The organism is Kribbella qitaiheensis, from assembly GCF_042657745.1.
Lineage (GTDB): Bacteria > Actinomycetota > Actinomycetes > Propionibacteriales > Kribbellaceae > Kribbella > Kribbella qitaiheensis.
This window is the reverse complement of the sequence record NZ_JBHSKE010000048.1, coordinates 88463-101122: the sequence shown is the minus strand read 5'-3', so window position 1 is coordinate 101122 and position 12660 is coordinate 88463. Positions and strand designations below refer to the sequence as shown.

At 68.9% G+C, this 12660-nt stretch carries 12 protein-coding genes; 11 read left to right on the top strand and 1 reads right to left on the bottom strand.

The features are described from left to right. The first annotated feature begins 27 nt into the window (after positions 1-27). From ACFPJ1_RS29335 to ACFPJ1_RS29295, 9 genes are all read left to right on the top strand, one after another. The gene (locus tag ACFPJ1_RS29335) at positions 28-1521 is read left to right on the top strand and encodes a purine-cytosine permease family protein (protein ID WP_380108793.1); all 1494 of its coding nucleotides are present in this window, start codon (positions 28-30) and stop codon (positions 1519-1521) included. Next, complete coding sequence (locus ACFPJ1_RS29330) at positions 1522-2073, top strand: cysteine hydrolase family protein (protein WP_380108791.1); 552 nt, start codon at positions 1522-1524, stop codon at positions 2071-2073. After that, positions 2070-2789 carry a GntR family transcriptional regulator gene (locus ACFPJ1_RS29325; RefSeq protein ID WP_380108789.1) on the top strand — a complete coding sequence of 240 codons (720 nt, stop codon included), beginning with the start codon at positions 2070-2072 and terminating at the stop codon, positions 2787-2789. The genes ACFPJ1_RS29330 and ACFPJ1_RS29325 overlap by 4 nt, the downstream gene beginning before the upstream one ends. Beyond that, a complete protein-coding gene (locus ACFPJ1_RS29320; protein WP_380108787.1) occupies positions 2786-3802 on the top strand; it encodes an ADP-ribosylglycohydrolase family protein in 1017 nt (338 codons plus the stop codon). Before ACFPJ1_RS29325 ends, ACFPJ1_RS29320 begins: the two co-directional genes overlap by 4 nt. Next, positions 3799-4713, top strand: coding sequence for a PfkB family carbohydrate kinase (locus tag ACFPJ1_RS29315; protein ID WP_380108785.1), 915 nt, complete (start codon positions 3799-3801; stop codon positions 4711-4713). Before ACFPJ1_RS29320 ends, ACFPJ1_RS29315 begins: the two co-directional genes overlap by 4 nt. A 23-nt stretch (positions 4714-4736) precedes the next feature. Further along, positions 4737-4958, top strand: a complete 222-nt coding sequence (locus ACFPJ1_RS29310) for a hypothetical protein (RefSeq protein ID WP_380108784.1) — start codon at positions 4737-4739, stop codon at positions 4956-4958. Between the two features lie 250 nt (positions 4959-5208). Further along, positions 5209-5340 (top strand): hypothetical protein, encoded by a 132-nt coding sequence (locus ACFPJ1_RS29305; RefSeq protein ID WP_255511328.1) that lies wholly within the window; start codon positions 5209-5211, stop codon positions 5338-5340. Positions 5341-5353: 13 nt separating this feature from the next. Continuing rightward, positions 5354-5518, top strand: coding sequence for a hypothetical protein (locus ACFPJ1_RS29300; RefSeq protein ID WP_380108783.1), 165 nt, complete (start codon positions 5354-5356; stop codon positions 5516-5518). Between the two features lie 155 nt (positions 5519-5673). After that, positions 5674-8589 (top strand): helix-turn-helix transcriptional regulator, encoded by a 2916-nt coding sequence (locus ACFPJ1_RS29295; protein ID WP_380108781.1) that lies wholly within the window; start codon positions 5674-5676, stop codon positions 8587-8589. A gap of 40 nt (positions 8590-8629) precedes the next feature. Here ACFPJ1_RS29295 and ACFPJ1_RS29290 read toward each other — a convergent pair whose 3' ends face one another. Next, on the bottom strand, positions 8630-8986 hold the full coding sequence (locus ACFPJ1_RS29290; protein ID WP_132189761.1) for an NADH-quinone oxidoreductase subunit A: 357 nt from the start codon (positions 8984-8986) through the stop codon (positions 8630-8632). A gap of 453 nt (positions 8987-9439) precedes the next feature. On the opposite strand from ACFPJ1_RS29290, the gene ACFPJ1_RS29285 reads away from it, so the two are divergent. Further along, positions 9440-11419: a 2-oxoacid:acceptor oxidoreductase subunit alpha gene (locus tag ACFPJ1_RS29285; protein ID WP_380108780.1), complete on the top strand. Its 1980-nt coding sequence runs from the start codon at positions 9440-9442 to the stop codon at positions 11417-11419. Further along, on the top strand, positions 11416-12495 hold the full coding sequence (locus ACFPJ1_RS29280; protein ID WP_380108779.1) for a 2-oxoacid:ferredoxin oxidoreductase subunit beta: 1080 nt from the start codon (positions 11416-11418) through the stop codon (positions 12493-12495). Before ACFPJ1_RS29285 ends, ACFPJ1_RS29280 begins: the two co-directional genes overlap by 4 nt. Positions 12496-12660 lie beyond the last annotated feature (165 nt).

Here is a 12660-nt window from a genome sequence, read left to right as displayed (position 1 = left end):
ACAGGTCCATTTCGGGTTGGAGAGCGGATGGCCGATCGAGTGCAGTCGGACGCAGTCGAGCCGCGAACGTTCGCGGTGGAGAGCAACGGTCTCAACGTCATCGATGACGCCGACCGCAAGGGCACCCCGAGCCAGTTGTTCTGGCCCTGGTTCGGCGCCAACGTTTCCGTTCTCGGGCTGAGTTACGGCGCCTTCGCGCTCAGCTTCGGGATCTCGTTCTGGCAGGCGGCGGTCGCCGGCGTGATCGGAATCGTCTTCTCTTTCCTGCTCTGCGGCCTGGTCGCGCTGGCCGGCAAGCGCGGCTCGGCACCGACGATGGTGCTGAGCCGGGCCGCGTTCGGGGTCCGGGGCAACAAACTCCCCTCACTGGTGTCCTGGTTGCTGACCGTCGGCTGGGAGACGGTGCTGACGATCCTCGCGACGCTGGCCACCGCGACCGTGTTCGAGCGGCTCGGCTGGGGCGGCGGCGACATCACCAAGCTGATCGCGCTGGTCGTGGTCGGAACCCTGATCGTCGCCTGCGGCGTGCTCGGGTTCGACCTGATCATGCGCGCGCAGACCATCATCACGATCGTCACCGGCGTGCTCACCGTGGTCTACATCGCGCTCGTCGCGGACCAGGTCGACTGGAGCACCGTCTCCTCGCTGCCGAGCGGTTCGAGCCAGGAGGTGATCGGGGCGCTGGTGTTCCTGATGACCGGCTTCGGCCTCGGCTGGGTGAACGCGGCCGCCGACTACTCCCGCTACCTGCCCCGCTCGGCCTCCAGCCGCGGAGTGGTCGGCTGGACCACCTTCGGCTCCTCGATCGCACCGCTCGTCCTGCTGATCTTCGGCCTGCTGCTGGCGGGTTCCTCAACCGACCTCAGCGACGCGATCGCGGCCGATCCGATCGGCGCGCTGGCCGAGGCGCTGCCCACCTGGTTCCTGGTGCCGTTCGTGATCGTGGCGGTGCTCGGCCTGGTCGGCGGCGCGGTGCTGGACATCTACTCGTCCGGACTCGCCCTGCTCTCGCTCGGGTTGCCCGTGCCGCGGTACGTGGCGGCCTTCATCGACGGCATCGTGATGATCGCCGGAACCGTTTACGTGGTGTTCTTCGGGGACGAGTTCCTCGGTCAGTTCCAGGGCTTCCTGATCACGCTCGGCGTCCCGGTCGCGGCCTGGTGCGGCATCATGCTGGCCGACCTCGCCAGCCGCCGGCGCGACTACGACGAGGCCGCCCTCTTCGACCGCACCGGCCGGTACGGCGACATCCGGTGGTTGCCCGTAGCAACCATGCTGGTCGTCACCGTGATCGGCTGGGGCCTGGTCACCAACAGCGCCGCGGACTGGCTGACCTGGCAGGGCTACCTGCTCGAGCCGCTCGGCCTCGGCGGCAAGGAAGGCAACTGGGCGTTCGCAAACCTGGGCGTGCTGTTCGCCCTGGTCGTCGCGTTCCTGGTCCAGCTTTTCGCCGGCCGCTCCCAGGTGCGCCTGCAGGAGCAGGGACCGTCGCGTGAGCAGCTGAGCAGCCAGGAGGTCTGAATGGCCCCGGTGCTGGTCCTGATCGATCTGCAGAAGATCTTCGCGGAGCCCGACAGCGGCTGGGCCACGCCGGACTTCCAGCGGGTCATCAAGCCGACCCAGGACCTGATCGGGCTCTTCTCGCCGCACGTGATCTTCACCCGGTTCATCGCTCCCGAGGAGCCCACCGGTTCCTGGATCCCGTACTACGAGCAGTGGCCCTTCGCCCTGCAACCGCCCACGTCGTACGCCTATCAACTGGTGGACGAGTTCGCCGGAGCACCGACGCTGGACAAGACCACCTTCGGCAAGTGGGGGCCGGAGCTAGCGGAGGCGGTCGGACCGGGCGCGGAGCTCGTCCTGTCCGGTGTGACCACCGACTGCTGCGTGTTGACCACTGCCCTGGCGGCGCTGGATGCCGGTGTGCACGTCCGGGTCGTCGCGGACGCGTGCGCCGGAGTGGACGAGGCGAGCCACCAGAAGACCCTCGACATCCTGCGGCTCTACGCCCCGATGCTGGAGGTCGTCACGGTCGACGAGATCCGCGCCCAGCTCACCCCGGAGCGCCAGTGATTCGTGGAGTGAACCTCAAGCACGAGCGGATCGCCTCGATCCTGGCCCGGGAGATCCGCTCGGGCCGGGTGGAGCGCGGCACCCAACTGCCCGGGGAGCTCGAACTGGCCAAGCGGTTCGCGGTCAGCCGGAACACCGTCCGCTCCGCGCTCGCAGTACTGAACGAGGACGGGCTGATCACCACTCGCACAGGCAAGGGGTCGTTCGTGCTGTTCGACGGGCGGCCGCTGGACGATCGACTCGGCTGGACCCACGCGCTGGCCGAGCAGGGCATCGAGACCCAGGTTCGGGTGCTGAAGCTGGCGCGGGAGCGGAACGACAAGTTGGCCGAGCGGCTCGACCTCGACTCGCCCGACGTGATCGTGATCCAGCGGGTCCGGCTGATCGTCGGCGGTGAGGCGATCTCGATCGAGCACAGCCGGGTGCCGGCCATCGAGGAACTCCGCGACCTGCCCGAGCGAGGGCTCGACAACGACTCCATCACCGCCACGCTGAGCCGCGCCGGACTGCACCTGGACCACGGCGAGCAGCGGCTGCGCGGCCGTCCCCTCGATCGCGACGAGGCAGCTCTGCTCGACCGGCCCGAGGGCACCTGGTTCCTGCACACCCAGCGGACCAGCTGGACCGCCGACAACCGGTTCGCGGAGCAGGTCGACAGCCTGCTCGACCCGCGGCATTTCGAGCTGAACCTGAACTACAGCGAGGCGGGCCGGTGACAGCTACTTCCCGCGCGGCCGGTGCTCTCTACGGCCTGGCGATCGGCGACGCGCTCGGCATGCCGACCCAGTCATTGCCCAGGGCACGCATCCTCGAGCGGTACGGCGAGGTGATCGACGGCTTCCACCCGGCGCCGCCCGATCAGCCGCTCGCTGCCGGCATGCCCGCCGGCGCGATCACCGACGACACCGAACAGGCCCTCCTGCTGGCTCGCCTCGTCGTCTCCAATGGTGGCCTGGTCGACGGCCGCGAACTGGCGCAGAAGCTGCTGGAATGGGAGGACTCGATGCGCGCCAGAGGGTCGCTCGACCTCCTCGGCCCGTCGACCAAGCGCGCCATCGACGAACTGCTGCAGGGCAAGGACATCGACGAGACTGGTCGCTACGGCACCACGAACGGTGCCGCGATGCGGATCACCCCGGTCGGCATCGCGACGCCGTCGACCGACCTCGACCTCCTGCTCGACCGGGTCGTCGCCGCGAGTGCCGCGACCCACAACACCGGCCTGGCGCTGGCTGCCGCAGCCGCCGTCGCCGCGGCGGTGAGCGCCGGGATCGACGGCGCGACGGTCCCCGAGGCGACCGACCTCGCGATCCGGGCCGCGACCAAGGCCGCCCCGCGCGGCCACTGGGTGGCAGGTGCGGACGTCGCCGTCCGGATCGAATGGGCCACCTCCCTGATCGACACGGCGTCTGGCAACACCCCTCCTAGGCCGGGCGCCGTGTCTGCACTTCTGTACGACTTGGTCGGCACCAGCTTGGCGAGCCAGGAATCCGTGCCGGCCGCCTTCGCCGTGCTCGCCGCCTTCCCGGACGACCCCTGGCTCGCAGTACGCCTGTCCGCCTCGGTCGGCGGGGACACCGACACGATCGCCGCGATCGCCGGGGCCGTGGCAGGCGCCTGTCACGGCGAAGAGGGGTTTCCCGCGGAGGCCCGGATCACCGTTGCCGGGGTCAACGACCTGGAGCTCGACGACCTCGCCGAGGAGTTGCTGAAGGTCCGGGCCGGATGAGGCTGCTGCACCTCGGCAATCTCGTGATCGACCTGGTCCTCACCGTCAGCGACCTACCGGACCGCGGCGGTGACGTGATCGCCTCCAGTACGACGACCGCGGCCGGCGGCGGCTTCAACGTGATGGCCGCGGCCGTCCGCCAGGGACTCCCCACCCTGTACGCCGGGGCGCACGGCGCCGGGCCGTTCGGCAGCCAGGCGCGGGTGGCGTTGGCACAGGCCGGGGTCGAGTTGTCGCACCCGGCAAGAGAGAACCTGGACACCGGGTTCGTGGTGACGCTGGTCGACGCTTCCGGGGAACGCACCTTCGTCACCAGTCGTGGCGCGGAGGCCACGCTGACGAGCGAGGATCTCCCCGATCCGACCGTTGGCCATGACCTGGTGTATCTGTCCGGGTACAGCCTGCTGCACGACTCCAACCGGGCAGCCCTGATCCCTTGGCTGGGCACGATTTCTCCTGACGTGCCGGTGTTCTTCGACCCGGGACCGTTGGTTGCCGAGATCCCCGAAGCCGCGCTCGAAGCGGTGTCCGCCCGGGCGAACTGGTGGAGCTGCAACGCCGGGGAAGCCACCGCGGTGACGGGTCTCGCCGAACCTCTCGAGGCGGCCCGCTCTCTGGTCCGACGTACCGCACGTGCCGATGTGCTCGTTCGGACCGGAGCGGCCGGCTGCTTCCTCGCAGTACGGGGTGCTGAGGTCCAGCACATCGAGGGGTTCGCGGTCGAGGCGGTGGACCTCAACGGCGCCGGTGACGCGCACTCCGGGACGTTCCTCGCGGGAATTGCCGACGGCAAGGAACCGGCCGAGGCGGCCCGCCGGGCGAACGCGGCCGCGGCCCTTGCCGTCACCCGGCGAGGACCGGCCACTTCGCCCACTCGGGACGAGCTGGAGGCGTACCTAAGGGCCTGTTGAGCCGCGGATAGGGAGTTGTGCCGATGTGGCGGTCCTCCTCAGGCGAGCAGATTGTGTGCATCGACCAGCTCCCGGAGGACACGATGTACTTCTACTCCCCGCAATCGCTTCAGGCAGAGATGGCCTACCGGCAGGAGCGGATCAAGCGCGACTACCAGCGTCCGTGGTGGTTCCACCGCAAGCCTGCCAAGCCGGTCTCGCAGATGCCCTGCGCCCCGGCGGTCCTGGCCAGGCACGCGATGTGATGGCAAGATCACCGCCCGTCCCTTTCGACCCGCGCGGCCGAGGTTCCTCCCGGAACCCGGCCGCGCTGCCGTTTGTGGGGCCGCCTAGGGCGATTCGGGACTACCTAGGCCCGGCGTACGGCGTACCGGCGGCACTAGGGACTGCCCAGGGGGTGTGGATAGGGACTTGTGCCGATGTGCCGGTCCTCCTCAGACGAGCAGATTGGGGGCATCGACAAGGAGTCGAAGCACCACCAGCCAGGAGGCACAGATGTTCACGAACGACTCGGTCAAGGCAGAGGTCAGCTACCGCAAGGAGCGCCTCACCCGCGACTACCGCCGCTTCTCCCGCAAGTCCGGGACCCGTCGGCACCTCGTCCACCTGTTCACCCGGAACGTCTGAAGGGAGGCACACCATGTATTTGACCATCGACACAGCCCGGGCGGAGACCGCCTACCGGCAGGAGCGGATCAAGCGCGAGTTCGGCCGGGCCACCGCCCGCCGGGAGCGCCGGGAGCGGGCTTCGCAGTCTGAGCCTCGGCACGCGCGCCAGGCCCTCCGCCCCACTCCGGCCGCATGAGCGCCGGAATCGCCGTCCCCGACCAGCTAGTCCCGGTCGGGGACGGCTTTTCTTCGGCCGGGACTGGCTTTTCTTCGGCCGGGAACGGCTTTTCTTCGGCCGAAAAGGCCGATCGGACGGGATGCCGTCGAATTGTGTCGGCGCCAGGGGCGAAGATGGACGACGTGCCCTGGACCTCGACACCTCTCGTCGGCCGCTCGACCGAGCTCGCCGCACTGCTCAGCGCCGTGGACGAGGCGAAAACCCGTCGTGCCGGCGCGATCCTGCTGTCCGGCGACGCCGGCGTGGGCAAGACCCGGATGCTGGACGAGGTCGCCACCGGCGCGCACGAGCGCGGCTTCGGCGTCCTGGTCGGGCACTGCACCGACTTCGGCGACGCCGGACTGCCGTACCTGCCGTTCACCGAGATCTTCGGCCGGCTGGCCGGGGAGCGCCCCGACCTGGTCGAGAGCGTGCTCAACAACTTCCCCGCGATCGGCCGGTTGCTGCCGACGCACCGCCTGATCGGTGCCCAGCCAGCGCCCCAGGACGGGCAGCTGGACCGGGCCGCGCTGTTCGACGCGGTGCTGGGCGCGCTGACCGCCCTGTCCACCAGTGAGCCGCTGCTGGTGATCGTGGAGGACGCGCACTGGGCCGACGACTCCAGCCGCGACCTGATCGGGTTCCTGCTCACCCGGCTGACCTCCCAGCGGCTCGCGCTGGTGGTGTCCTACCGCAGCGACGACCTGCACCGGCGCCACCCGCTCCGCCGGCCGATCGCCGAGTGGTCCCGGAACCCGCGAGTCCGCCGAGTCAGCCTGCTCCCGCTGGACGCCAACGACTCCCGCACGCTGCTGACCGCCCTGCTCACCCAGCCGCTCCCCGAGGCCGAGGTGGGCCGGATCCTCGAGCGCGCGGGTGGCAACGCCTTCTTCACGGAGGAACTGGTCGCCGCGGCCTCGATGGGCGACGCGGATGCCGTGCCACCCGATCTGGCGGATCTCCTCCTGGTGCGGCTCGATCCGTTGTCAGACGACGCCCGCCAGGTCGCTCGCGTGATCGCCGTCGCCGGTCGGCGGGTTCCGCACACGCTGCTGACCGCGGTGGCCGGGCTGCCCGATCGTGAACTCGACGCTGCCCTGCGGGAGTTGATCGACGCGCACATCATCGAGCACCCGGGCAACGCGAGCTACTACTTCCGCCATGCCTTGCTGGCCGAGGCTGTGTACGACGACCTGCTCCCGGGCGAGCGGGTGCGGCAGCACGCGGCGTACGCGAAGGCTTTGAAGGATCAGACGGTCGCAGGCACAGCCGCCGAGCTGGCCGGGCACGCGACCAGATCTCACGACCTGGCGACTGCCTTCGAGGCGCGGGTTCGGGCAGGCCAGGAGGCGATCTCCGTGGCCGCGCCGCAAGAGGCGCTGAAGCACTACGAGATGGCGCTGGAGCTCTATCCGAATGCCTCGGCGGACGCGAGCATCGACAAGACCTGGCTGATCGTCGAGACGGCGACCGCCGCTGCCCTGTCCGCGCAGCAACTCCGTGCGCTGAAGCTGCTCCGCAAGGCCCTTGCCGAGCTCCCGGCCGATGCGCCGAGGCTCCAACGCGCCCAACTGCTGATGCCGTTGGCCGACATCGCGCTGGTGATCGACCAGGACCAGGAGGCCCACGAGGCGATCTCGCAGGCGCTGCGGCTCACCTCGGACGAGCCGCCGAGCGTGTTCAAGGCCCAGGTCGCCTCGCTCTACGCCCGAGTGTCCGATGCTCTGGGTCGCCCGATGGAGGCCGAGCGCTGGGCCCACGAAGCCCTGCAGATCGCGCGAGAGGTCGGTCAGGAATCAGCCGCAGGCGACGCCGGCATCACCCTGGCCCAGCTCCGTCGCCGCGCCGGAGACCCTATAGCTGCGGCGAAGCAGCTGGAGGAGGCCGCAGTACGGGCTCAGCTGGCCGGGGATCCCGCGGCCGAGGTTCGCAGCCGCTTCCTGCTCGGCTCGAACCACTACGAGCAAGGCGACCTCACCAGCGCCAAGACCGCCCTGATGTACGCCGCGCAGCGGGCGGGCGAGTTGGGTCGCCAGTGGGCGGCGTACGGGTTCGACGCGCGGCGGATGCTGGCGCTGACGCAGTTCGTGCTGGGCGAGTGGGATGACGCCGCGGCGACCGCGCGAACGGACTCGATGACGCCTGCGGCAGCCGAGGCTGCTCTGCGCGGAGTTGGCCTGGCGGTTCGCGGCGGGCGCGGTGATACGTCGGTGGCCGAGGACATGGAGCGGCTCCGCAAGTGGTGGACGCTCGACGTGATGCTGCCGATCATCGCGATGCAGCCCGCGGTGGATGCCTATCGCTCGCTCAACCAGGTCGCCGAGGCGGAGAAGCTGATCGAGGACGTGTCCGCGCTGTGCGCCGACGTGTTCCAGACCGAGTGGTTCATGGCGCGGATCCGGTTCTCCGCGGTGGGTCTGCAGTTGCTGAGCCACCGGGTCGTCCACGAGCCGACGGCCGCTGCCGAGCTGGTCGCGCGGGGCGCGGAACTGGTGGCGTCCGGGCAGGCGACCGCGGAGAAGGGCATGCCGCCGGGGCGGGTGCTCGGCGTCGAGGGGATCGCTTGGCTTGCTCGGCTCGAGGCTGAGTGGGAGCGGCTGCGCTGGCTGGCCAATGTGGATCCGCCGACGCCGGAGGAGCACGTCGCGACCTGGCAGCGGACGGTCGACGCCTTCGGCTATGGGTACGTCTTCGAACAGGCGTGGTCGCGGGTGCATCTCTCGGCTGCAATGCGGGCTGCTGGACGAGTGGCCGACGCGAACGAGCAGACGCAGTTGGCGACTGAGACCGCGCGGGCGCTGGGAGCGAAGCCGCTGCTCGATGAGCTTGGTGGCGCCGAAAGCGGCGCTGGGCCTGCGGCGCTGACGGCGCGCGAGACCGAAGTACTGGCGTTGCTCGCCGAGGGGCGGACCAACCGGCAGTTGGCTCGCGAGCTCTACATCAGCGAGAAGACGGTCAGCGTCCACGTCTCGAACATCCTGGCCAAGCTGGGTGTCCGCAGCCGCACCGAAGCGGCCGCCGTAGCCCGCCGGGACGGCCTCCTCGACTGATCCGGACATGCCTCGCCCACGGTCAGGGTGGTCAGGGTGGTCAGGTCCAGCTGAGGATGCCCTTGCGGTAGGCGTAGAGGAGACCTACGGCTACGAAGGCGAGGAAGACGAACATCTCGATCAGGGTCGCCACGCCGAGCTCGGCGAAGATGGTCGCCCAGGGGAAGAGGTAGACGGCATCCACGGCGAAGATCACGTACAGATAGGCGAACAGGTAGTACCTGATGTGGACCTGGGCCCAGCCCTCGCCGACCGGGTCGACGCCGGACTCGTACGTCTTGAGCTTGTCGGCCGTCGGGTAGGTGATCGTCAGCGCCTTGTTCAGCGCGAAGGCGCCGACCAGGCCGAGGAGGCCGAGCACGACGATCGCGGCGATGACCCCGTAGCTCTCTGACACCTGCCCAACCTTAGTTGGTGCAGAGCAGCAAGGCGTCCACCGCGACCTGCGGGCCGTACCCGGACTTCAACATCGGCGATCTGCAGCCGAAGACTGGGCGAACGCCCATGGTGAGAACTCCCTCGAGCCTGGGTGGATCCCGGGGTAGGTCACAGATCGATGACGACACCATGCCGGTCATGACTGCGGATGGAAAGCGAGCGACTGCTTTGAGTCACACTGTGGGGTTGACCACTCTCTTCCGGGGCATCTTTGGAGCGCACCAGTGGGCTGACCACACGCCTCGGCTGGTCAAAGCACGATTTCGCGGGTCCTGGACGCCGATCCCAGGCTGTGGAACACACGTGCTTGTGCATGCCGACGTACTAAGGCCGAACTAACATGGCTGTATCGCCCTAACGGGGGGATCGGTGCGCCGGCACATGGTTCACCGACCCAAGCTTCGACTTGGAGATGAACAGAACAGTGACCATCGAGGTCAAGCAGCTCGACCGCGTGGTGATCCGCTTCGCCGGCGACTCCGGCGACGGGATGCAGCTCACGGGGGACAGGTTCACAGCGGAAACGGCATCGTTCGGCAATGACCTGTCGACCCTGCCCAACTTTCCGGCCGAGATCCGGGCACCAGCCGGAACCCTGCCGGGAGTGTCGTCGTTCCAGCTCCACTTCGCCGACCACGACATCCTCACGCCGGGTGATGCGCCCGACGTGCTGATCGCGATGAACCCGGCCGCGCTCAAGGCCAACCTGCGCGACGTACCGCGGGGCGCCACGCTGATCGTGGACACCGCCGACTTCACCCCCCGCAACCTGAAGCGGATCGGGTACGACGAGAATCCCCTGGAGACGGGTGAGCTCGACGCGTACCACGTGGTCCCGCTGAACCTGACCGGGATGACGATCGAGTCGGTCAAGGAGTTCGGCCTGTCCCGCAAGGACGCGTCCCGGGCGAAGAACATGTACTCGCTCGGCCTGGTCTCCTGGCTCTTCCAGCGACCGGTGGAGTCGACGATCGATTTCCTCCAGTCGAAGTTCGCCGGCAAGCCCGACATCCGCGACGCCAATATCGCGGCGTTCCGGGCCGGCTACAACTTCGGCGAGACGGCCGAGGAGTTCTCGGTCCGGTACGAGGTGAAGCCGGCCAGGATGGCCACCGGCACCTACCGCAACATCTCCGGCAACCTCGCGCTGGCGTACGGCCTGGTGGCGGGCGCCCAGCGAGCGGGACTGCCCCTGGTGCTCGGCGCGTACCCGATCACGCCGGCGTCCGACGTACTGCACGAGCTGTCCAAGCTGAAGCGCTTCGACGTGACGACGATCCAGGCTGAGGACGAGATCGCCGGTGTCGGCGCCGCCCTGGGCGCGTCGTTCGCGGGGGCGCTCGGCGTGACCACGTCCTCCGGTCCGGGCATCAGCCTGAAGTCCGAGACGATCGGTCTCGGCGTGATGCTCGAGCTGCCGCTGGTCGTCTGCGACATCCAGCGGGCCGGCCCCTCGACCGGTATGCCGACCAAGACCGAGCAGGCCGACCTGCTGCAGGTGATGTTCGGCCGCAACGGTGAGGCGCCGCTGCCGGTGGTCGCCGCCCAGTCCCCCGCGGACTGCTTCGCGATCGCCGTCGAGGCGACCCGGATCGCGATCACCTACCGCACCCCGGTGATCGTGCTGTCCGACGGTTACCTGGCGAACGGGTCCGAGCCCTGGCAGATCCCGGTGATCGAGAACCTGCCGAAGATCGACCCGAACTTCACCACCGAGCCGAACTCGACCGATGACAAGGGCGAGCCGGTCTACCTCCCCTACCTGCGCGACCCGGAGACCCTCGCCCGCGCCTGGGCGATCCCCGGTACGGCGGGTCTGGACCACCGCATCGGCGGTCTGGAGAAGGAGGACAAGACCGGCAACATCTCCTACGACCCTGCCAACCACGACCTGATGATCCGCACCCGCCAGGCCAAGGTGGACGGCATCACCGTCCCGCCACTCGAGGTCGACGACCCCGACGGTACGGCGAAGGTGCTCGTGCTCGGCTGGGGCAGCACCTACGGCCCCATCGGCGCGGGGTGCCGCCGGGTCCGCAAGGTCGGCGGCAAGATCGCGCAGGCCCACCTGCGGCACCTGAACCCGTTCCCGCCGAACCTCGGCGAGGTGCTGAAGTCGTACGACAAGGTGCTCGTGCCCGAGATGAACCTGGGCCAACTGGCGATGCTGCTCCGGGCGAAGTACCTGGTCGACGTCGTCTCCTACGCGCAGGTCCGGGGGATGCCACTCGGCGCCGCCGAACTGGCCGAGGTGATCGGCAACCTGGTCGAGGAGACCGAGGGCATCGACGACGACGCCCGCCACCTCGGTGAGGCCGCCGCCAACCTGACCCACGGCGAGGCCCTGCACATCGAACCGAACGGCCTGCACCACCCGGAGGGAGCACGATGAGCACCGTCGACCTCGGCCTGCCGAGTCTGCCCGGCGGACTCCGCGGCGTACCAGCCGCGACCGAGCCGCAGAACCGCAAGGAGTACGTGTCGGACCAGGAGGTCCGGTGGTGCCCCGGCTGCGGCGACTACGCCGTACTGGCTGCTTTCCAGGGGTTCCTGCCCGAGTTGGGGATCAAGCGGGAGAACGTGGCGATGGTGTCCGGGATCGGATGCTCGTCGCGCTTCCCGTACTACCTCTCGACGTACGGCATGCACTCCATCCACGGCCGCGCGCCGGCCATCGCGACCGGGCTCGCGGTGGCCCGGCCCGACCTCAGCGTCTGGGTCGTCACCGGTGACGGCGACGCGCTGTCGATCGGCGGCAACCACCTGATCCACACGCTCCGGCGCAACGTGAACCTCAAGATCCTGCTGTTCAACAACCGGATCTACGGCCTGACGAAGGGGCAGTACTCTCCCACGTCTGAGCCCGGCAAGGTGACCAAGTCGACCCCGATGGGCTCGGTGGACAACCCGTTCAACCCGGTCTCCCTGGCGCTGGGCGCCGAGGCGACCTTCGTCGCCCGGACGGTCGACTCGGACCGCAAGCACCTCACCTCGGTACTGCGGGCCGCGGCCGAGCACCGCGGTACGGCCTTCGTCGAGATCTACCAGAACTGCCCGATCTTCAACGACAACGCCTTCGACGCCTTCAAGAACCCGGAGACCCGCGACGACGCGATCATCCCGCTCGTCCACGGCGAACCGATCCGCTTCGGCACCGACGGCCGCCTCGGCGTAGTACGGGACGGCTTCGCCTCTCTTGCGGTCAAGGAGATCGCCTCGCTCCCGAACGGCGAGGCAGACCTGGTCATCCACGACGCCCACACCGAAGACCCGGCGTACGCCTTCGCCCTCTCCCGCCTGACCGACGCGGGAGTCCTGCACCAGGCCCCCATCGGCATCTTCCGCTCAGTAGACCACCCGGCCTACGACGACATGGTCCGCCAACAGGTAGAAACCTCCAAGGAATCCCAGGGAATCGGCGACCTCCAGTCCCTCGTAACTGGCTCCGACACCTGGACGGTCAACTAACCCACGCAACTCCTACGTCGCCGCCAGCCGCTCGAGCAGGCATGTCCAGCTGAAGTCGGGTGACCGGTCAGCGACCAGCTGCTGACCGGTTGTTTCGACCGGTCAGCGGCTGTACCTTGGCTCTGAGCGGTTGATACGACCGCTCAGAGGCAGCGGCGGCGAAAG

Bases quoted from the DNA above. Each gene is read 5' to 3' on its own strand.
- ACFPJ1_RS29335 (WP_380108793.1), top strand. From the start codon at position 28: ATGGCCGATCGAGTGCAGTCGGACGCAGTCGAGCCGCGAACGTTCGCG.
- ACFPJ1_RS29330 (WP_380108791.1), top strand. From the start codon at position 1,522: ATGGCCCCGGTGCTGGTCCTGATCGATCTGCAGAAGATCTTCGCGGAG.
- ACFPJ1_RS29315 (WP_380108785.1), top strand. From the start codon at position 3,799: ATGAGGCTGCTGCACCTCGGCAATCTCGTGATCGACCTGGTCCTCACC.
- ACFPJ1_RS29310 (WP_380108784.1), top strand. From the start codon at position 4,737: ATGTGGCGGTCCTCCTCAGGCGAGCAGATTGTGTGCATCGACCAGCTC.
- ACFPJ1_RS29305 (WP_255511328.1), top strand. From the start codon at position 5,209: ATGTTCACGAACGACTCGGTCAAGGCAGAGGTCAGCTACCGCAAGGAG.
- ACFPJ1_RS29300 (WP_380108783.1), top strand. From the start codon at position 5,354: ATGTATTTGACCATCGACACAGCCCGGGCGGAGACCGCCTACCGGCAG.
- ACFPJ1_RS29295 (WP_380108781.1), top strand. From the start codon at position 5,674: ATGGACGACGTGCCCTGGACCTCGACACCTCTCGTCGGCCGCTCGACC.
- ACFPJ1_RS29285 (WP_380108780.1), top strand. From the start codon at position 9,440: ATGAACAGAACAGTGACCATCGAGGTCAAGCAGCTCGACCGCGTGGTG.
- ACFPJ1_RS29280 (WP_380108779.1), top strand. From the start codon at position 11,416: ATGAGCACCGTCGACCTCGGCCTGCCGAGTCTGCCCGGCGGACTCCGC.